Source organism: Janthinobacterium sp. FW305-129, assembly GCF_020858115.1.
GTDB lineage: Bacteria > Pseudomonadota > Gammaproteobacteria > Burkholderiales > Burkholderiaceae_D > Janthinobacterium.
The window spans coordinates 65,728-85,483 of sequence record NZ_JACYMM010000001.1 but is presented as its reverse complement, the minus strand read 5'-3'; the positions used below and the strand labels follow the sequence as shown (position 1 = coordinate 85,483).

17 protein-coding genes and 1 riboswitch are annotated in these 19,756 nt (G+C 65.6%); of the genes, 3 read left to right on the top strand and 14 right to left on the bottom strand.

The features are described from left to right. Positions 1–17: 17 nt before the first annotated feature. Positions 18–1,244 (top strand): response regulator, encoded by a 1,227-nt coding sequence (locus tag IGS61_RS00335; protein ID WP_230537505.1) that lies wholly within the window; start codon positions 18–20, stop codon positions 1,242–1,244. Here IGS61_RS00335 and IGS61_RS00330 read toward each other — a convergent pair. Then, entirely contained in the window at positions 1,226–1,597 is a 372-nt protein-coding gene (locus IGS61_RS00330) for an immunity 22 family protein (RefSeq protein ID WP_230537504.1), read from the bottom strand. The genes IGS61_RS00335 and IGS61_RS00330 overlap by 19 nt on opposite strands. A 2-nt stretch (positions 1,598–1,599) precedes the next feature. Beyond that, positions 1,600–4,293, bottom strand: coding sequence for a polysaccharide deacetylase family protein (locus tag IGS61_RS00325; protein WP_230537503.1), 2,694 nt, complete (start codon positions 4,291–4,293; stop codon positions 1,600–1,602). A 161-nt stretch (positions 4,294–4,454) separates the two neighbouring features. Between IGS61_RS00325 and IGS61_RS27785 the strand changes: the two genes are divergently transcribed. Continuing rightward, positions 4,455–4,580: a hypothetical protein gene (locus IGS61_RS27785; protein WP_268993670.1), complete on the top strand. Its 126-nt coding sequence runs from the start codon at positions 4,455–4,457 to the stop codon at positions 4,578–4,580. A gap of 19 nt (positions 4,581–4,599) precedes the next feature. Here the strand turns inward: IGS61_RS27785 and IGS61_RS00320 are convergent, their stop codons facing one another. From IGS61_RS00320 to IGS61_RS00285, 8 genes are read right to left on the bottom strand one after another with little or no spacing between them, the layout of a single operon-like run. Next, positions 4,600–5,655 (bottom strand): ABC transporter substrate-binding protein, encoded by a 1,056-nt coding sequence (locus IGS61_RS00320; protein WP_230537502.1) that lies wholly within the window; start codon positions 5,653–5,655, stop codon positions 4,600–4,602. A gap of 48 nt (positions 5,656–5,703) precedes the next feature. After that, entirely contained in the window at positions 5,704–6,777 is a 1,074-nt protein-coding gene (locus tag IGS61_RS00315) for an ABC transporter substrate-binding protein (RefSeq protein ID WP_230537501.1), read from the bottom strand. A gap of 34 nt (positions 6,778–6,811) precedes the next feature. Continuing rightward, entirely contained in the window at positions 6,812–7,693 is an 882-nt protein-coding gene (locus IGS61_RS00310; protein ID WP_230537500.1) for an ABC transporter ATP-binding protein, read from the bottom strand. Beyond that, positions 7,690–8,955, bottom strand: coding sequence for an MFS transporter (locus IGS61_RS00305; protein WP_230537499.1), 1,266 nt, complete (start codon positions 8,953–8,955; stop codon positions 7,690–7,692). Before IGS61_RS00305 ends, IGS61_RS00310 begins: the two co-directional genes overlap by 4 nt. Next, on the bottom strand, positions 8,948–9,712 hold the full coding sequence (locus IGS61_RS00300; RefSeq protein WP_230537498.1) for an ABC transporter permease: 765 nt from the start codon (positions 9,710–9,712) through the stop codon (positions 8,948–8,950). The genes IGS61_RS00305 and IGS61_RS00300 overlap by 8 nt, the downstream gene beginning before the upstream one ends. Then, entirely contained in the window at positions 9,709–10,557 is an 849-nt protein-coding gene (locus IGS61_RS00295; RefSeq protein ID WP_230537497.1) for an ABC transporter permease, read from the bottom strand. Before IGS61_RS00295 ends, IGS61_RS00300 begins: the two co-directional genes overlap by 4 nt. Then, positions 10,554–11,624 (bottom strand): PhnD/SsuA/transferrin family substrate-binding protein, encoded by a 1,071-nt coding sequence (locus IGS61_RS00290; RefSeq protein ID WP_230537496.1) that lies wholly within the window; start codon positions 11,622–11,624, stop codon positions 10,554–10,556. Before IGS61_RS00290 ends, IGS61_RS00295 begins: the two co-directional genes overlap by 4 nt. Positions 11,625–11,646: 22 nt before the next feature. Beyond that, positions 11,647–12,399, bottom strand: coding sequence for a class II aldolase/adducin family protein (locus IGS61_RS00285; RefSeq protein WP_230537495.1), 753 nt, complete (start codon positions 12,397–12,399; stop codon positions 11,647–11,649). Positions 12,400–12,627: 228 nt separating this feature from the next. Here IGS61_RS00285 and IGS61_RS00280 point away from each other — a divergent pair, with 228 nt between their 5' ends. Continuing rightward, positions 12,628–13,680, top strand: coding sequence for an ABC transporter substrate-binding protein (locus IGS61_RS00280; protein WP_230537494.1), 1,053 nt, complete (start codon positions 12,628–12,630; stop codon positions 13,678–13,680). Between the two features lie 70 nt (positions 13,681–13,750). Here IGS61_RS00280 and IGS61_RS00275 read toward each other — a convergent pair whose 3' ends face one another. The 4 genes from IGS61_RS00275 to IGS61_RS00260 all read right to left on the bottom strand — a co-directional run bounded on the left by IGS61_RS00275 (position 13,751) and on the right by IGS61_RS00260 (position 19,526). Continuing rightward, positions 13,751–14,254: a 6,7-dimethyl-8-ribityllumazine synthase gene (locus IGS61_RS00275; protein WP_230537493.1), complete on the bottom strand. Its 504-nt coding sequence runs from the start codon at positions 14,252–14,254 to the stop codon at positions 13,751–13,753. A gap of 175 nt (positions 14,255–14,429) precedes the next feature. Continuing rightward, positions 14,430–14,591, bottom strand: a riboswitch (FMN riboswitch). A gap of 74 nt (positions 14,592–14,665) precedes the next feature. Beyond that, positions 14,666–17,038 (bottom strand): TonB-dependent receptor, encoded by a 2,373-nt coding sequence (locus IGS61_RS00270; protein ID WP_230537492.1) that lies wholly within the window; start codon positions 17,036–17,038, stop codon positions 14,666–14,668. Between the two features lie 222 nt (positions 17,039–17,260). Then, on the bottom strand, positions 17,261–18,415 hold the full coding sequence (locus tag IGS61_RS00265; protein WP_230537491.1) for an LLM class flavin-dependent oxidoreductase: 1,155 nt from the start codon (positions 18,413–18,415) through the stop codon (positions 17,261–17,263). A 28-nt stretch (positions 18,416–18,443) separates the two neighbouring features. Continuing rightward, on the bottom strand, positions 18,444–19,526 hold the full coding sequence (locus IGS61_RS00260; protein ID WP_230537490.1) for an LLM class flavin-dependent oxidoreductase: 1,083 nt from the start codon (positions 19,524–19,526) through the stop codon (positions 18,444–18,446). Positions 19,527–19,756: the final 230 nt, after the last annotated feature.

Below are 19,756 nucleotides of genomic sequence, written 5' to 3'. Positions count from 1 at the left end.
TTTTTCAAGGAGCGACCGTGGACCTGAACGACAGCGCCGACAAGGCGGGCAAAATGGCCACGGCGGCCGTGCGCAAGCGCGACGTGCTGCCGTATATCCTGCTGTTCATCCTGCTGGCGGGCTTGCTGGCCGTGCTGGCGGGCGCCCTGCTGCCGCCGTATTACCATGCCGTGCCAGCCCTGTTGTGGAGCCTGGGCTTTTGCGTCAGCGGCATGCTGCTGGGCTTTTTGTTCGGCATACCGCGCAGCCTGCCGTCGGGCACCGTCAATGCCGCGCCGCCCGACGAGCGGGCCAATGGCAAGGGCCGCTCCGCGGACGAACCGCCCGCCGCCGGAGCCGAGGCGGCGGCCGGCAACCCCAGCAATACCTTGTTCCTGGGCACGCCTACGCCCATGGAAATCAATTCGAACCTGGTGGAAGTGTCGGACTGGCTGACGAAAATCATCGTCGGCGTGGGTTTGATCGAGCTCAAAAGCCTGCCCGGCAGCGCGCGCAGCATGGCCGCCTTCATCGCGCCCAGCCTGGCCACGGACACGCCCACGGCCATGGCCATCGTCGGCGGCATCATGCTGTTCTTTTCCGTGCACGGTTTTTTGATCGGCTACCTGCTCACGCGCATTTACCTGTCCATCATGATCAAGCGCGCCGACAGCCTCGTCAAAAACGAATCCGTACGCCTGGAAAGCGGCAAGGAAATCGAAGTGACGGAACTGAGCCGTTTGCAGCAAAAGTCGCTCGACGACATGCAGGAAGCCGTCACGCAGCTGCTGCTGGCCCATCCGCCGGACGGCGGCGCCACCGTCACGGCCCTGGCCGGCATGCCGACGGCGGAAAAGCCGTCCAGTCTCGTGCTGTGGCTGGACGACCACCCGCGCAACAATACCTTGCTGGTGGAACAGCTGGAACGGGAAAACATCAAGGTGGACCAGGCCGTCTCGACGCGGCAGGCACTGACCATGCTGCAACAGAAGCCCTATGCGCTGCTCATCACGGACATGGCGCGGGTGGAAAACCGCCGGCGCATCAAGGATGCGGGCGTGCGCACGGTGCGCGAAGTGCGGCAGGCACAGCCCGCATTACCGATCATCGTGTATTGCAGCAAGGATACGTTGGCCAGCTACGGCACGGAAGCGGAAGCGGCCGGCGCCCGCTTCATCACCACCTCGGGCACCAGCCTGCTGGCCAGCGTCAACAAGCTATTGCACGAAGAACGCGGGAATGGCGGTCAACCGTCTAGCTCGTAATGGTAGCTGCCCACATAATGCAGCGAGCTGCGCTGCGGGTGCGCCAGTTGATTGGGCGCAAACACGCACACGGCCGTGTCGGCCAGCACTTTCTGCCCATCCGCGTCCGCGCTGGCCTGCGCCAGCCAGCTATCGCCATACGACGCGCCGTCGAGCAATTCTGCCAGCGGCGCGGGCGCGGCCAGCAGCGCGCTCTCGATGCAGGCCGGCTCGTACTGCGTGAGGCCCGTTTCCAAGAAGAATGGCGACGGCACGGCGTCGCCATCTTCCGTGTAGGCGGGCGCCAGATAGGCCTGCAGCACTTCCCAGCTGGCAAAGCGGCCGCTGCAGGCAAACACGTGGACGGTGGACACGCTTACAGCTTTTCCATCTTTTGCCGCACGGCCGGCGCCGTCGAGGCCGTCGGCGCCAGTTCCAGATAGGTTTTATAGGCCGCTTTCGCCTTGGCCGCATCGCCGGCCTTGGCATAGGCGTCGCCCAGGTTCAAATAGGCAATGGCGCGCGACGGGTCCATCTTGACCGTGTTTTCAAACCAGCGGGCCGCTTCGCGGTATTTTTCCTGCTTGTAGAAAACAAAGCCCAGGTTGTTGGCGGCCAGCGCGAAGTCGGGGCGCAATTTCAGCGCTTCCGTAAATTGCGCTTCCGCCTGCGCGTACTGTTTCTCCTTGTACAACTGCAAGCCCCGGTCGTTGGCCCGCTGCGCCAGCTGGCGCGTCGAGGTCGGTACGGCGCCCGGCGTGACGATCTTCTGTTCGCCGCCCTGCAAATCCTTCACCGTCACGCTGGCCGCTTGCGGCTTGGCGTCGAGCTTGCTGTTCAGCGCGATGGCTTCCGTCGACAGCTGCGTCGTGTTCGGGCTGAGGAATTCCGTCTCGCCCGGCAATTCGAAGACGAAATCGCCCCCTTCCGAACCGGGCAAGCTGCCGAACGCGGGCGTCTGGTTCGATACGCTGGACACGGCCGGCGCCACGTAGGCCGCCAGTTCCGTGGCCGTGATGAGGCCGTCGCCATTGAGATCCCCCTTGCCCGCCAGGCCTTGCAGCAGGGTCCACGTGAACACGGAGTGGCCGTTCGGCCCGCCGTCGGCGACCAGCTGGTCGCCGCCGCCAGCCGTCAGCATTTGCCGGCCGATGCGCTTGGCGTTGTCGCGCAGGAAAGAGCTGGAACCGGCGCCGCGCGTGAGGCCCAGGCCGCTGTAGCAGGCGTCCATGACGAAGAACGCATGCTTGGCCGTCAGACTTTCCGCGATATTCTGGATTTCCGTCATCGGAATCGCATCCGTGGCGAACTGCGCCGGGTCGGAATCGACGGGAACGATGTAGCCGAGGTCGCGCCCGGAACTGAGTTTGCGCGTGGCGCCGTGGCCGGCGAAGAAGACGAAGATGCGGTCATTCTTTTGCACGCCGCCATGGGCCAGCTTGTCGTGGAAAGCGGCCAGGATATTGTTGCGCGTCGCTTCGCCATTCTTCAGGGTCACGACGCGCTCGGGCGCGAACGCGAATTTCTCGATCAGCGTTTCGCGGATGCCTTGCGCATCGCGCACCGCATATTGCAATTTCGGCCACTTGGCGTAATCGTCGATGCCGATCACGACGGCCCAGGAATTGGCGTAACCGGTGGTCACAGGCACTTTCTCGGGCGCGGGCGCCGTGCTTTTTGCCACCTGGAAACTCGTGCCATCCCAGCCCGCGAATTGATAGCCTTCGGCGATCAGCTTGTCGAGCACGGCCGGCAAGGCTTTCACCGTGCGCTCGTGGATGTCGTGGAACAGGACGATGCCGCGTCCCGCCTTGTCGACGGACGCCAGCACCCGGTTCGTGATCGAGCTGGGCACGGGGTCGGCCCAGTCCAGCGAATCGATATTCCACATCACGGATTTCAGATGCGCGTCGGCCAGCGCGGCCATGCCTTCGCTGTTGCGCGCGCCATACGGAAAGCGGAACAGCGCGGCCCGCTCGGGGCTGATGGCTTTCAATAAAGTGTCGGTGCCGAGGATTTCGCCTTTCAGCTTGTCGCCTGTCTGCTTCGACAACTGTGCGTGGCTGAAACTGTGGTTGCCCACGGCATAGCCCTCTTTCATCAGCTTGCGGCTCACTTCCGCGCCCGCGCCCAGCTTGGCATGGCCTTCCGCGTCCAGGCTGCCCAGGTTGCGTCCCACATTGAAGAACACGGCCGGCACGCCATACTGTTTCAAAATGGCGCTGATTTCTTCCGTGTAACGGCGGTGCGGGCCGTCGTCGAAGGTCAGCACGATGGTTTTCTTCGGCAAGCCCAGGCCGAAGATTTCCGCCTCATCTTTTTTTGGCGCCGGCTTGGCTTCGGGCATGGAGCCGGCGGGAGGAACGGCATACGGCACGACGATGCCGTTTTCCTTCAGAATCTGTTCGCGGCTGTACAGTTTTTTCAGCTGCGCCACATAATCATCCCACCGTTCACGCTTGAGTTCGATGGACCGCTGGCCCAGGTTGCCGAAGATTTGCCGGATTTCCTTCTCGTAATTGCGCTCGATCTCGCCCAGCGCGTCGAGGTCTTCGGAAATGCGCTTGTGAAGCTTGATCGCCGGCAAGGACGAGTCCTTGGCCACGTCGGCCAGCATGCTTTGCAGCAGTTCGCGGAAAGCCAGGCGGTCCGCGTCATACAGGCCGGGATCGGATTCGATATAGGTGAGCAGGCTGTCGAGCGCTTCGAAGCGGCCCGGATTGGTGGGCGCCGTCAGTTGATCGAGCGCTGCATCGAGCTTGGCGATGCGTTCCTGGTTTTCATGGAACAGCGCCTGCCCCACTTTACGGGCTTCGTCGCGCGCGCCTTCGGGCAAGCTTTGCTCGTCGGCCAGCAGCACGATGATCTTGCGGAAATTGCCCAGCAAGTCGCGGAATTGGCTGGCCACGGCGGCCGTGTCGACGGCGGAGTGCGGCGCGGCGGCAGGGCTGCCCGAAGCCGGGGCACCGGGCGTGGCGGTGGCGGCCGGACGGGTGTAGCTATAAATGCCGGCCCCAGCGGCGAGAGCCACGACAACGGTGGCGGCGATCTTGATCGGCTTGGAAGTCACAGGCTTGTCATTCCCTTCACATACTATGCATACAATTCAGATGGCGCGGATGCGCAAGATGCATAATTGTAAAGCACGCTTGGCACTTGCTCAGCCCGCACGATGAATTTCGGCAATAATATCGCTGCACACCTTCATAGATAGTGAAAACGGGAACGACGATGCACAAGAAACTCTGCGCTGCGGCGCTGATGCTGGGCGTGGCGCTGATGCTGCTGCAACTGCGCGCGCATGCGGGCGACGACACGGACAAGGTCGTGGCCGGGCGCGTGTGCCTGCCGCACTGAGCCACGTCCCACGCGAGCACTACACCTTGGCCGGTTCCCAGTAATTGGCCAGGCCCAGCTTTTTCAAGCCTGCCGCGACAAAACGCGGTTCCAGCAATTCCTCCGCCGTCAGGGGCTGGCGGATCAGCTTTTGCTCCTGCGCAAACGCCAGCACGCGGCGGTAATGGCGGTAGACAGCGTCGTCGTACAGCGGCGACCAGCGCTCCTTCCACTGCAAGCCCGGATCGTCGTAGCTGCGCCGCACGACGCTGTCGGGCGTGCCGTTGCGCGTGCCATCCTTGATGATCGCCTCGCGGTTGCCATCGAGCGCCGCCCAATGCTGGGCCCGCAACCAGGCCGTGGCCACCAGTTCGGCGATGTCGGGATGGGCTTGCGTAAAGTCGCGCCGCGCCCACAGTTCCGCGCGCATTTTTCTCTCCGGCAAGCCCTTGCTGGACCAGATGATGCGGCCGATGCCCTTGTCTTCCAGCGGATAGCCATTGATCATGAACAAGGCGTCGACGGCGCCCGTGGCCAGCGCGGCCGTGCCCGGTTTAAGGTCCATGTTAATCAGGCGAAAATCCGTGGGCGACATGCGCTGGTCGGCGATCAGCTGGCGCAAGCCCAGTTCCCACGGCCGGCCCCGGTGCACGCTGATGCGCTTGCCCTTCAGCTCGGCCAGGGACGTGGCGCGCGAGCCGGTGGGCACCAGCAGGAACTGGTCCGTGCCGCGCCCCGCCGGCACGATCACCTGCGTGCGCACGCCGCCCGCGTTGAGTATGACGGACGGCAAGTCGCCATAGGCGGCCATGTCGATGCGCCCGCTGGCGAACGCCTCGTTCATGGTCGCGCCCGTGTCGCCCGTGACGGGCAGCCATTCCAGCCGCACGCCGCGCAGCTTGAGTTCGCGGGCCAGCCAGCCTTCCTGCTGCACGCGGTAAGCGATGCCGCCCAGTTCCGCCTTGCCGTTTTCCGCAAAGCCCGTCGAGGCGATGCGCAGGGCCGCCGGCGGCGCCCCCGCCGCTTTCGCCGCCGAGGCCGCCTTTCCCGCCAGGGGCAGCAAGGCCAGCCCGCCCATCACCGTGCGTCGCCGCATCGCATTCTCCTCATCATCGAACATGGCCACCGTTGACGTGCTTCCCGCTCAGGCCGCGCGGCGCGCTTGCGCCAGCGCCGCGTCGAAAGGACGGGGATCGATCCACGCGCGCACATCGACCTTGCTGGGCAGAAAATTCCAGCGGAACAAGAAGTCGCTGAAATCCTGCAAGCCGGCAACCGACGTTTCCGCCAGGTCCGTGTCCAGGCGCAGATGGGCATCTTTGCCGTACGCCACTTGCACCCAGTGCTCGCTGGCATTCGATTCGCGCGCGAGGAAGCGGCGCGTCTCGTCCGCATGGCCGCGCGCCCACGCTTCGGCCCGCAGCACTTGCTCGACCAGGGTCACGGCAGAACTGAAATGATTGTCCAGCAAGTGCGCATCGACGCTCAAGGTGCGCGGCGTGCCATTGTTGGCGCGGATCAAGGGTTCCGGATGGCTGCCCGTGTCGATCACCGTGTGCAAACCGAACTGCTGCGCCAGCTGGGCGGCCGACGCGCCTTTCAGGAAGATGGCGTCGACCTCGCCCCGCAGCAAGCCCAGCAGCTCGGGACTTTGCCCGCCGCGCCGCGCGCCGCTGAACAGATTCGTTGCCGCGCCCCGCTCCGGCGGCGTTTCGCTTTGGCCCGCCTGGATCACATAATCGACCAGTTCCACGTCGGCAACCGTCAAACCTTCCAGGCTCAGCGCGTTTTCCAGCCCCCGCAAGGCTTGCGCCCGCGCAAAGTCGATCTGCGCCCTGGCCCACAGGGGCAAGCCGAAACGCCGGCCCTTCAAGTCGCGCACCGTCTGAATGCCGCTGCCGGGCAGTGTCAGGATCAGCTGCGTCTCATCCGACCACGACAGGCCGATCACGCGCGTGTCGCGCCCCGCCGCCCTGGCCCACAAGGCGGGAATATTGCCGCCGTGGCGCACGGAATTTTGCAGGGTATGGTCGAAATGCGATTCGCGCACGGCTTCCTGCTCCGACTCGCGCAAGGAGCGCAAGCTGGTGCCGTCGGCGCGCAATGCCTCTTCCAGCCAGCCTTGCTGCAAAGCTATCCCCAGGCCCGTCGGGACGGGGCAGCGCGTGTACCACAGGGTGTCGAGTGCTTGGTTTGCTGCCTGACTTTCATTGCTCATGCTGTCTCTCCAGGTTGATCGATATCAAAAAAAACTACAGCGCCATCCTGCGCGCCCATTCATTGCCATCCCACAAGCTGCTGGGATCCACGTCCTGCGCCACGGGCGCATGCGTGTCGTCCAGGTCGCTGAAATCCGCATGCAAGCCGTCGCGGATGGCGACAAAGCCAGCGGAACCTCGCTGGCGCGGGTGGGCCAGCGGCACGTCCTGCACGCGGCGCACCTTGCCGGGACGGGCATCGAGCACGACGATGCGGTCGGCCAGGTAGACGGCTTCGTCGATGTCATGCGTGACCATCACCATGGTGATGCCCTCGTCCTGCCACAGGCGGCGCAGCTCTTGCTGCAGGCGCAAGCGGGTCAGCGCGTCGAGCGCGCCCAGCGGTTCGTCCAGCAGCAGCACGTCGGGCCGCCCGACGAGGGCACGGGCAATCGCGGCCCGCTGCGACATGCCGCCAGACAACTGATGCGGATAGGCATCCGCATAGCCGTCGAGGCCCACGCGCGTGATTTCCGCCGCCACGCGGGCGGCCCGCTCGGCCAGCGGCACACGGGTATTGCTGAAGGCCACGGCCACGTTTTGCTGCACCGTCAGCCAGGGAAACAATCGGTGATCCTGGAATACGAGGCCCCGGCGCAAATCCGTGCCGCGGATCGGCACGCCGTCGTGCAGCAGCAAGCCCGTGTAATCCGTATCGAGGCCAGCCAGCAGGCGCAGCAGGGTTGATTTACCGCAACCGGAGGCGCCGACGATGGCGACGAATTCACCGGGCGCGATGGTCAGCGAAATATCGTCGAGCACGGGCAGCGGCGCGCCTTTCAGGGAAAACGACTTGCTCACGTGCTGCACTTGCAAGCCGCCGCTCAGGTGCTGCTGTTGCGGCGACAAGGCCGAAGGGGAAACAAAATCATTCATGGCGCACTCTCTGCGGTGGGGGCTAGGGAAGGAATGGCGGCGGGCGGCGCCCGGCGCAGCCAGCGGCTGCCGTGGAAAACCAGCCAGGCGGCCAGCCAGGGAGCCAGCCAGATCAGGAACACATTGCGCAAGCCCGTCAGGTCGGCCAGGCGGCCCGCCGCCAGCGCGCCGGCCGTGCCGCCCACCATGCCGAACAGGGTCAAGTGGGCGGAAACGCGAGCCTTGTCGACGGGGGCGCGGGCGATATTGTCCGTATTGACGAGGTTATTCACGCCCAGGCCCAATCCCAGCAGCACTGAGGCAGCAAGGTAAGCGATGCTGGAGGGCCACAGACCCAGGATCAGCAAGGCCCCCATGATGGCCAGGTGCGCGCCGCCATACAGCTGCTCGCGGTAGCGGCTGGCCAGCACGAAACGCCCCAGGAACAGCAGTACAAGCACGCAGCTGAGTCCCTGCACGGCCATCAGCCAGACGGAGTGGTGCGCAGGCCAGTGCAGCACGCGGATGGCCAGCAGGATGGAAAACACGCCCACGCTGGATGCCGTGAAGCTGGCAAGGATTTCAAACAGGTAAGTCACGCGCACGATGGGCAGGCGCAGCAGTTCGCGCAGGCTGGCCGCACCGGGCAGCGCACCCTGTCCCGCCGGCTTGCGGGGTGCCGTGTTGTCAGGCAACACTTGCCAGCCCAGCAGCGCCAGGATGGCGAACATCAGGGCGGAAATCAGGAAGCCCGCCTTCAAGCCCAGCTGGGCGATCAGGTAATTGCCGCAGAGGGGCCCGAGGAACTGCATGCCGAGGATTAATGTACCCTTGTACCAGCCCGCCTTGCCCTGCCCCAGTTCCGGCAGGCGCACGAGAAACACCGTGCTCATGGCCACGATGCGCAGCGAGATGCACAGTCCCACGAGAAACATCAGCAGGGCCACCCATTGCCAGCCGGGCAGCCACGGCAGCACGCAAAAGGCCAGCGCCAGGCTCAGGCTGACGCCCGCGTACAGGTGCTTCGGATTGCCGCGCGACAAGATATAGCCGGCAGGAATGGTGCCCAGCGCCATGGCCAGGGTTTCCGCGCTGCTGATCGCGGCCAGCTGGAAATTGCTCACGTGCAAATGCAAGCCCAGCAAGGTGGCCAGCACCTTGTTCATGCCGATGGTCACGCCCGACAGCAGGGTCAGGCCGATAAAGCGCAGCAGGAAGGCGCGCAACTCCCCTTCGCGGGCACTGACGGCCGCGTCTGGCTGGAATGGCAGGGATTTACTCACTGCTGCGCCCCTTCACCAGCAAACGCGCGAGACGCGCAAACGCCACGTTCATCGCCTGCGCCAGCAAGGCGATCACGAGCACGGCCAGCAGCACGACATCCATGCGCCCCGACACTTCGCCGTTGAGCAGCAAGGAACCCATGCCGGGGCCGGCCGCAAACAGCAGTTCGCCGCCCAGGCAAGCCAGCCAGGCGAACGCCAGCGCATGCGTGACACCGGTGACGATGGCAGGCATGGCACCTGGCAACAGAATCTGACGCAAGGTCTGCCAGCGCGTCAGGGTCAGCACCTGTCCCACCTCGCGCAAGCGCCCCTCGACCTGGCGCATGCCCGCATACGTGTTGAGCACGGTAGGATAAAAGGCGGCGATGGCGATCACCAGCAACTTGGCGCCGTCGCCATTGCCCACCCACAAGCCCAGCAGTGGAATCAGGCCCAGCAGGGGGACCTGGCGGATGCTGTGGAACAGCGGGCCGATGAGGCGGTCCGCCAGCGGCGACTGCGCCATCAGCGCGCCCGTAACGATGCCGGCGCTGCCGCCCAGCAACAGTCCGGCCAGCGTGCGTCCCAGGCTGGCGCGCAGATGCACCCACAGCTCGCCCGTCAAGACCAGGTCGCGCAGGCTGTGCGCCAGATCGCCCAGCGAGACGAAGATGTAGGCGGCGGCAGCACCCTGCCCGGAGGCCCATTGCCAGGCGCCCAGCAAGGCCAGCGGCAGCAGCGCGCCCTTGATCACCAACACTAAACGTTGCCTCATGCGGCGCCTCCCTTACCATCCCCATTACGCTTCCAGCGCATCAATCTTGCCTCCAGCGCATGGCAAAGCCGGTCCAGGCCGAAGCCGATCACGCCCGTCAGCACCACGCCCACCATCACCACGTCGAGGCGGAACATTTGCCGGCCCATTTCCATCATCTGGCCCAGGCCGCTGTCGGCAGCCAGCAATTCCGCGCCCACCAGCACCATCCACGAGCGCGACAGGGCGATGCGCATGCCCGTCAGCGCGGCCGGCACGATGGCGGGCAGGACGATGAAACGGATGCGCTGCCAGCGCGAAAAGCAATACACTTGCGCCACCTCAAAGTAGCGCTGCGACAGGTTGCGGATGGCGTCATGCACGGCCAGCGCCACGATGAAAAAACTGGCCTTGGCCACGATAAACACCTTGAAACTCTCGCCTATGCCGAACAGCAAGATAAACAAAGGGATCAGGGCCACGGTCGGCAGCTGGCGCAGGATATTGAACGTGGGGTCGACATAGCTGCGCAAGCCTGGAGACAGGCCCAGCACGACGCCGAAGGCCAGGCCGGCGCTGGCGCCCAGGCCGAAACCGGCCAGCAGGCGGAACAGGCTGATGCCCAGGTGCTGGCCCAGTTCGCCGCTCTCGGCCAGGTCTGCCGCCGTCAGCAATACTTGCCAGGGCGACATCAGGATGTGCGCGGGCATCCATTCGAAGGTGGTGGCGGCCGTCCACAGCAGCAGCAAGGCGAGCGGCGAGGCCCACACGGACCAGCGCGAGCGGATAAAGCGCTGCAGCCACGGACTAGGCGCTGCGGGCGCGGGCGCAGGGGCGCGCGGCAAGGCGATGGAAAGGGACGTCATGGCGACCAGTACGCTTGCAATTTCAGCTGCGCCAGCGCCTGGTTGACGAACTGGGGCGCGAACAGGCTGTCGACTTGCAGGGGACGCCCGATCAGCCCCGCGCTCTTCGCATACGCCGCCTCGCCCACGTAATGCTGGCGCAGGCTGGCCGTAAACAGGGGCGACCAGCGCGCCTGCCATGGCGTATGGTCGCCCGCCAGTTCGCGCCGCACCACGCTTTCCACCTGGCCGGCGGATGCCTCCGTGCGCACGTACTCGTCTTCGCCACCGGCGCCGGCGGCCCGGTGGTGCTCGCGCACATACGCCGTCACCACCAGCTGGGCCAGCTGCGGCCAGCGTTGCAGGAAGCCGCTGTCGGCCCACAGTTCGGCGCGCATCTTCCAGTCCTGCGGCGGCGCCTTGCTGGACCAGATGATCTTGCCCACCTTTTTATCTTCCAGCAGGAAAGCATCGCTGAGGGTGAAGAAGGCATCGGCGCCGCCCGTCGCCACGGCCGCCGCGCCCGCCTGCGGGTTCAGATTGAGGATCTTGACGTCGCGCAAGGTCATGCCATTCGCTTCGAGCAGGCGCGCGAATGGGTATTCCCACGGCCGGCCCCGGTGCAGGGCGATCTTCTTGCCCTTCAAATCCTTGATCGAGCGGGCCGTCGAGCCGTTCGGCACCACCAGGTAGGTGTTGCTGAAGCTGCCGCCAGGCAAAATCAGCCGCGTCTGCAAGCCCGAGGCATTGGCGATGATCGATGGCAGGTCGCCATACTGGGCCAGGTCGATCGAGTGGTTGGCAAACGCCTCGTTGACTTGCGTCGCCACGGAATTGGTGGTGACGGGCACCCATTCCAGCTTCACGCCCAGCTTGCCCAGTTCGGCCGCCAGCCAGCCTTGCGCGGCCACCTGGGCGGCAGAACCGGCAAACACGGTCTTGCCGGACGGCGCCGTGCGCGCCACGACGGCGATGCGCACGGCGGCCGGCAGCGGATCGGCCGCCGCGATGGCTGGCGCCAGCACGCTGGCCGCCAGGGCGGCGGCGACGACTTTGCGCCAGCTCAAACGTAAGAATTTCAATGACATTGCGAGCCTGTTCTTGTAAGGGTTACACCAGGTCGGTGGCAGGCAACAAGGACAGCGCGCGCGCCGTGTCGATCAGCTTGCTCATCTTCCATTGCTGCAGCAGCACGCCCGGGCCGAAGTCGCGCGAACCGCCGATGGCTTCGGCCGCGATCTGGATTTTTGCGCCCTCTTCCAGCAGCAGGATGAATTCGGCCAGCTTCAGCAAGCCCTGCTTGCCCCACACGGTGGCCCCGCCATTCGCTTCCAGAATGGCCGTGGTATGCGTATTGCGGGCGATTTCGCCGAGGATGAAATCGACTTCCGGCTGGCGGCGGTCGATATAGATGGGGATTTCGCGCACCAGCTGGTAGCGCTGCACGGGCACGTAGCGGATCGGCAAGGTGCGGTGCGTCTGCGCCCACGCGCCCAGCGATGGCGAGTGCACGTGCGAGATCGACGTGATCTCGGGCCGCTCGCGGAACAGCTTTAAATAGCGTGCGCCGCCGTTGTTGGCGTCGCCGAACAGCACCGTGCCGTCCAGCGCCAGCACGGCCGCCTTCAGGGGCTGGCCGCGGCGGAACGGGCCGGGATCGTTGACCACCACCACCTTGTCGCCAGCGGGCGTGCGCTCGACAAAGCCCACCGTGCCGTTGGCCGTCAGACTGCCCGTCTCGCGCAAGCCGTCGAAGGCGGTCTGCGCATCGCGCCGCACCTGCTCCACGAAGGCCCGTTCGGCCGCCGTCAACTCCTGGGTTTGTACTTGCTCTGGTGCTTGTGCTTGTGCCACGTCCGTCATGTCATGCTCCATTCGGTAAAGAGGTTGAGACCGGGTTTCGTCTACCGTCTACTTTCGCAAGACGCGTGCCAGCGCCGGGGCCGCAAAAATGGCGGAGCGCTGCTGCCTGCGCAACAGCGGCTGCTGGCGCCGCAGCAGCGTTGTGCGCAGCGGCTGTCGGCAAGCCAGCAAGCGGCGCGGGCACGTTTCCTGCACGGTTACAGGCTCCACCCACCACGAAAGAATCCCATGACTACCGCAACCGCCCCCGCCGTCGATACCGTCTGGTTCACCCGCTGCCCCGTGCCCACGGCCACGGGCCTGGCCTATAAACTGGGCTGGCTGGACGAGGAATTCGCCCGCGACGGCATCGCGTTAAAGACGCTGCAGGAAGTGGGCGGCGAGCTGGCGCGCCACCACTACGACCACGGTCTGTCCACGCTCGTGCGCGAAGGCGGCAACCTGCTGGCCCTGCCCGCGCGCGCACAAGGGGCGCCCACGCGCCTGATCGGCCTGACCTGGATCGACGAATGGCAAGCCATCCTCGTGCGCCCCGGTTCCGGCATCGCCACGCCCGCGCAGCTGCAGGGCAAGCGCCTGGCGCTGCCCGCCTTCCGCGCCGAGGACTTGCGCGAGAACCGGCGCGGGCGCAGCATCGCGCGCGGCATGAGCCTGGCCGGCTACAAGGGCGTGCTGGCGTCGGCCGGCCTCACGCTCGACGACGTGCAACTGGTGGAGGTGGGCGGCGAGGCGCCGGCGCAAGCCAATCTCGGCGCGGGACTGTGGCAAGGCATCGCGCCGCTGCTGCGCGGCGAAGTCGATGCCGTCTACGTAAAAGGCGCGGCGGCGGCCGAGGCGGCCCGCGCGGCGGGGCTGGAAGTGGGAATCGACATCGACGCCCTGCCCGACCGGCGCTTCCGCGTCAACAACGGCACGCCGCGCCCGATCACCGTGCATGCATCCATGCTGGAACAGCATTTCGAGCTGGTCGTGCGCTTTTTGACGCAGACCTTGCGCGCCGCGCACTGGGCGCGCAGCCACAAAGAAGATGTGCTGGCCATCCTGCAGGGCGAGACGCGGGCCGGCGCCGACGCCGTGGCCGAAGCCTACCGCGACGGTTTTCACCTGACCCTGGCGCCCGACCTGTCCGACGACAAGGTGGCGCTGTTCCGCCAGCAGAAGGATTTTCAATTGCAGCACGGTTTTCTCGACCGAGACGTCGACATCGACAGCTGGATCGACCGCCGGCCATTGGAAGAGGCGCAGCGCAGGCTCGACGCGCTGCTGCGGCAGGCGGCATAAGGAAATGGGGCCAGCCCATGGCAACATGTGCTGGCCCCACAGGCACTATCGATTCACGGCAGGCCGGCTGCTAGGCTGCCAGCGCCGCCTGCGGCGCGCTGGCCGGTTGCGCCAGCCGCTGCAGCGAATGGATGGTGGCGGCGCAGGCCGTCGCCAGTTCCACGCCCTTGACCTTGAAGTGCTGGAAGTAGAATGCCTGGTGCTCCTGGCCCGCATGGAAGTGGTGCGGGGTCAGCACGGCCGACAGCACGGGCACGCCCGTCGCCAGCTGCACCTGCATCATGCCGGAAATGACGGCATCGGCGACGAAATCATGGCGGTAGATGCCGCCGTCCACCACCAGGGCGGAAGCGGCAATCGCCGCGTACCGGCCGCTTTTGGCCAGCACTTGCGCATGCAGGGGGATTTCAAAGGCGCCGGCGACGTCGATGACGTCGATATCGCTCTCGGCGAAGCCCAGCGCGGCCATTTCCGCGATAAACGACAGCCTGCATTGCGCGACGATGTCGCGGTGCCAGCCCGCCTGGATGAAGGCGATGCGTTTGGCTGGTGTTGCGTGTGATGCTTGTGACATATAAAAGACTCCTGTTTTCAAGAATGATAAAAACAGGGCATCGGATCGAAGGGGATATGACGGGCGCATGAAAGCCACGCCCAACTGCGCATGCAGGCACGCGCGCAGACGCACCGACGGCAAACGCAGGCCGTCCATGCGCCGGGCGGATGCCGGCGTCGACACAATGATGCCATCCCGCTCTCTCTTTATCCGGACTATACCGTCGGCCCCGGAATCACACCAGGTCTGCTGACCTTGCCGTCATGGCCCGAAGACCGTGCCGGCAAGCGCTCGCGGGCTAGGCACGCATGCCATTACCGCCGGTGGGGAATCGCACCCCGCCCTGAGAACGTTGCATGGCCAGCGCAGCGGGTGCGGCAGCCATGCCCGGCGACTATAGCATATCGCCCCTGCCTCTGCCCTGCGCGGTCAGAACTGCAGCGTGTACGACGCGCCCACCGTGCGGCCCTGGCCGATGATCACCGTGTCGCCATTGACGGCGCCGGGCACGAAGCTGGTAAGCGTGTGGTTGCGGTAGACCTTGTCGGCCAGGTTGTTCGCATACGCCGTGATGCGCTGCTTGCCGCCCGGGAGCACGTACGACAGGCGGGCGTTGGCCAGCGCGAAGCCGCCCTGGTTCAGCAGGTCGCGCGCAGCATTTTGCGGGTCGACATAGTAGTACTGCTTCGACGTGTAGCGCACGTCGCCGCTGAAGACCAGTTGCGCGCCATTGCCCAGCGGGTAGCGGTAGTCGGCCGCCAGCAGGGCCGTCACGTGGGGCGAGCGCACGAATTCGTTGCCGGAGCGGTCGCCGCCATTGTTCTGGATGGCGAAATCGTCGAATTCCGTGCGCAGCAGGCCCAGGTTGGCATTGACGTGCAGGTTGTCCGTCGGCTGCGCCTCGATCTCGAATTCCGCGCCGTTGACGTGGGCCTTGCGCACGTTCTGCAGGTAATTGACGCTTTGCGTGGGGTCGCCGTTGTACACGCCCGTGATATTCACCTGCACGTTCTTGTAATCATAGTGAAAAACGTTGGCGTTGAAGTTCAGGCGCCCGTCCAGCCATTCGGACTTGATGCCCGCCTCGAACGAGTTCAGGGTTTCCGGCTTCACCGCGTTCAGCGCCCGCACGTCCGTGGCGCTGGTGTTGTAGCCGCCGGACTTGATGCCGTGCGCGTACTTCAGGTAGCCGCGCAGGGTGCGGCTGAAGCGGTATTCGGGCGTCACGTCATACGTCAGCGCGTTCCACGTGGTCGATGGATTCGACGTGAAATTGTTGTTGGCCACGGAGGCGGCCGTGTAATTGCCGCCCCGGACCGTGTTCCACCAGTTGGCCGCATCGCCGAACGTCACCGTGTTCGAGACGGCCTGCACGCGCTGCAAGTCCAGGTCCTTGGTTTCCGTCGTCCAGCGCAAGCCGAACGTGGACAGCAGCTGCTCGCTGAAGTTGACGGTGGTGCTGCCGAAGATGGCCGCGCTGCGCGCCTTGTGCCGATAGATGGTGCGGTTGTAGCCGACGGGCTGCGTGCTGCCCGCCAGCGCCGGCACGGTGCCGTTGGGCAGGCGCGCACCAGCCGAATCGGCATCGATCTTTTCATTGAAGTAGAACAGACCCGCCACCCAGCTCACGGCGCCGTTCTGCGGAGACGTCAGGCGCAGCTCCTGCGACACTTGCCGGCTGCTGGCCTTGGAACGACTGCGGCCCACTTCCAGCGGCGTATTGTCGCTGTCGCCCGTGGCTTCGTTCCTGAAATTTTCATAGCCCGTGATGGAAGTGAGGGTCAGCTCGCCCAGCGCATATTCGAGGTTCAGCTGGGCGCCGCCCTGTTGCACGTCGCTGTCGGCCGGCGCATTCGTGCTGACGTCGTCGGGATTCGTGCTGGGGACGTAGCCGTTGCGGTAAACGCCATTGGCGCCATAGCTGGCCACGGTCGTGGTGGCGCCCTTGGTCGTGTAGTCGCGGTAATGCAGGTTCAGATTCGCCGTCAGGTCGCGCCCGATCAGGGCCTTGAGCTGGCCGCGGATGGCGCTGTCCTTGAGTTTTCCATCGCGCTCGCCCGTAAACTGGTTGTGGAAGCGGCCCTTGTCCTGCTGCTCCGTGTGGAAGGACAAGCGCCCCGCCAGCACCTCGTCGACCAGCGCGCCGCCGATGGCGCCTTCGGCCAGCTTGGTGTCGTAGCTGCCGTAGTCAAGCTTGGCGTAGCCGCTGGATTTGAACGAGGGTTTGCGCGAGATCACGTTGATGGCGCCGCCCGTCGTGTTCTTGCCCCACAGGGTGCCTTGCGGGCCGCGCAGCACTTCCACCCGGTCCAGGTCGAACAGGGGAAAGCCCGTGGCGCTGGAATTACTGATGTAGACGTCATCGAGGTAGAAGCCGACGGGATTCGGAAAGTCCACCTGCTGCTGGCCCGCGCCCACGCCGCGTATCCACCAGCGCGGGCGGCCGTGCTGCTGCGTGCCGGCCGAAGCATTCGGCACGTAATTGAGGATTTCGCTGGCCGAGCGGCCGATGCCCGTGTCGAGCAGCTCCTTGCCGCCTAACACCGTGATCGCGCTGGGCACCTTCTGTGCCGATTCCTCGCGCTTTTGCGCCGTCACCGTCACCGATTGCAGCGAGGCTCCCTCGCCGGCGCCATTCGCGTCGGCCGCGGCAATGACATCGGCGCCAGGCGTTTCCGCATGGGCCAGACCTGGGGCGAGCATCAGGCCGCCGATGGCGAAGGCCGAGCGCAGCGCGCGGCGCACTGGCGTCAGGTGGAAAGGAAATGGGGAAGAGTCGGCGGGAGCAGTCGAACGGCGCATGGGTGATTATCCTTGAGTAAAGTCAAAACGCGAGATGGTGATGACCAGTATTGCAAGGCGCATGCCCGCTGCCGCAGCGCAGCAAAACAGAACGTAAGTATTTGATTTCAAAGGAAGACTATCGTCATGATAGCGCTGTTGATTTGGCAGCAGCGCCGGTGCCGCGTGCTGCCTGCGCGACAGCAGGCGGTGGCGCTGCTGTCGCGGCAACAGGGGAAAGGATCAGGCGGCGCGCAGCAGTGCCGCCGTGTGGCCGCGCACGAGGGGCAGCACTTCCTCGCCCACGCGGTACGCTTCTTCCAGGTGCGGCGTGCTGGCCAGGATGAAGGCGTCGGCGCCCAGTTGCACCAGTTCATCGAGGCGTTCGGCCACCTGCTGGTAGCTGCCGACGATGCCCTGCGTCTGCCCGCCGCGCAGCAGATTAAAACCGGACCAGATGTTCGGCGCCGTGATCAAGTCCTTGTAGCTGTTCAAGGTAGTCGGGCGGTTGCCGCGCTGGCGCGCCGCGCCCACGGAGTCGCCGCCATCGGCACCGAGGAACTGGCGCAGGGTGGCGGCATCGACGGCGTCAAAACCCTTGCGCACCTCGTCCCACGCCTCTTCCTCCGTGGCGCGGGCAACGATGTCGACGCGCACGGCGCACTTGATCTTGCGCCCCAGCAGCGCCGTCCTTTCATGCACACGGGCGAATTTTTCGCGCAGCTGCTCGAACGGTTCCAGCCACGTCAGGTAGTAATCGGCGTGCTTCGAGGCCGAACCGAGGGCCGCGTCGGAGGAACCGGAAAAATAGATCTCGGGGAAGTCCTGCTCCGACAACGGCGTGGCCAGGCCCGCGTCTTCCACCTGATAGAACTTGCCCTGGTAGGAAAACGGCCCGCCGCGCCACACGCCGCGCACCACGTCGAGGAATTCCGTCGTGCGCGTGTAGCGGTCGTCGTGGCCGGCCGCATCGCCCCACCACAGCTGCGCCGGGCCGCCGCCGCCCGTGATGACGTTGTACAGGGCGCGCCCGCCCGTGGCCCGCTGCAGGCTGGCCGTCATGCGCGCGGCCACCACGGGGTTCAGAAAGCCGGGCTGGAACGGGATCATGAAGCGGAAGGTGCGCGTCTCGCGCGCCAGCAGTGCGGAAATGGCCCATGGTTCATCCGTCATGGGAAAGGACGGGATCAGGCCGCCCTGGAAGCCCGATAGTTCGGCCGCCCGGGCGATCTCCGCCAGGTAGTCGATATACGTAAAACCGTCGGCGCCGCCGCCACCGAGACCGGCCTGGCGCAGGTTGTCATTGCCGGGGAACCAGTCGCCGCGAAACGGCGTGCGGGCGCGGTGCGAACCCGGTTCGCCATGCGTGGGGATGCGCCAGAAAAAATCGATTGCCATCAGGGGTACTCCTTCAAATAATGTGGATTCAAGCCGCTTGCAGCGCGGATGCCGTCAACGATGCGCGCAAGGCTGGCAATACGTGTTCGCCGATGCGGTAGGCTTCCTCGAAATGGGGGATGGCCGCCAGCACGAAGCTGGAAACTCCGGCCTGCGCGTACGCTTGCAGCGCGGCGGCCACCTGCGCATAGCTGCCGACGAGGGCGCCGTGGGCGCCCGTCTGCGCTTGCGCAAAGCCGGGCCAGAAGGCGGCGGCACGGTCATCGAAGGGCGCATCGTCAGGTAGCCCGGCGCCGCTGCGGTAGCGCCGGGCGTCGCGCAAGGCTTCGTCGAACGTTTCACGGGCCAGCACGTCGATGCGCAAACCCGCCGCCACGGCGCGGCCCAGCTGGCGCGCCTGCGCTTGCAGGCTGCCGATGGAAGGCTGCAAGTCCGCCACGGGCGCCGCATCGAAGACGTGCACGTCGGCCTGGCGCGCCGACAAGGCCAGCGCCTCGGGGCTGTCGCCCGTCAGGTAGATGCCGTTGACGGGGTGGTCCGCCAGCGGACCCTTGAAGCCGCCATCCTGCACTTCGAAGAACCTGCCCTTGAAGCTGAACGGCGACGTACTTTGCACGCCGCGCGCCACCGTGATGAATTCATCGATGCGGGGCAGAATGTCGGCGTCGGGCGCCGCATCGCCCTGGCGGCGGCGCGCTGCCGCATCGCCGCCGTGCCCGATCTGCCAGGCGAAGCGCCCGCCCGTGAAGCGCTGGAAGCTGACGGCGTTCTTCGCCGCGTACACGGCCGAACCCCAGGCCGCGTCGAATTCGGCGATCAGCTTCAGGTGGCGCGTGCTGCGGGCCAAATACCCCGCGACGATCCAGCTTTCATCGCCCTGCGTATCGTGGCGTATCTGGATGCCGTCGAAGCCGGAAAGGTCGGCCGCGCGGGCGATCTGGTGCAGGTAGTCGAAGTAAGTGAAGGGCGGACGCGCGCCGCGCGGGTCGCTCACGCCCGCCTGCAGGGGGCTGGGCGCGCCAGCGGCCAGTTCGCCCCGGCGCGTGATGCCGGGCGCCGCATAACGGCCGTCGCCGCTGGTGGGCAATTGCCAGATGAATTCGATGGTCATGCATGGACTCCTGTCGTGGGTCGAAGAAAACACCGCTGCACATTGGCGCAGCGGCCTGCCCTTCCCTCCTCGCAGAAAACATGCCATGCCCCGTGGGTCCGCCAGCGCCATTCTCTGTTGATTTGGCAGCAATCAGCTGCACCCATGGCAGCAGCGTGCTGCGCGCGCAGCAGCCATGAAAAAAGCCGGAGCCGCAGCGCTGCGGGTCCGGCTTCAGGATTGAAGTGCAG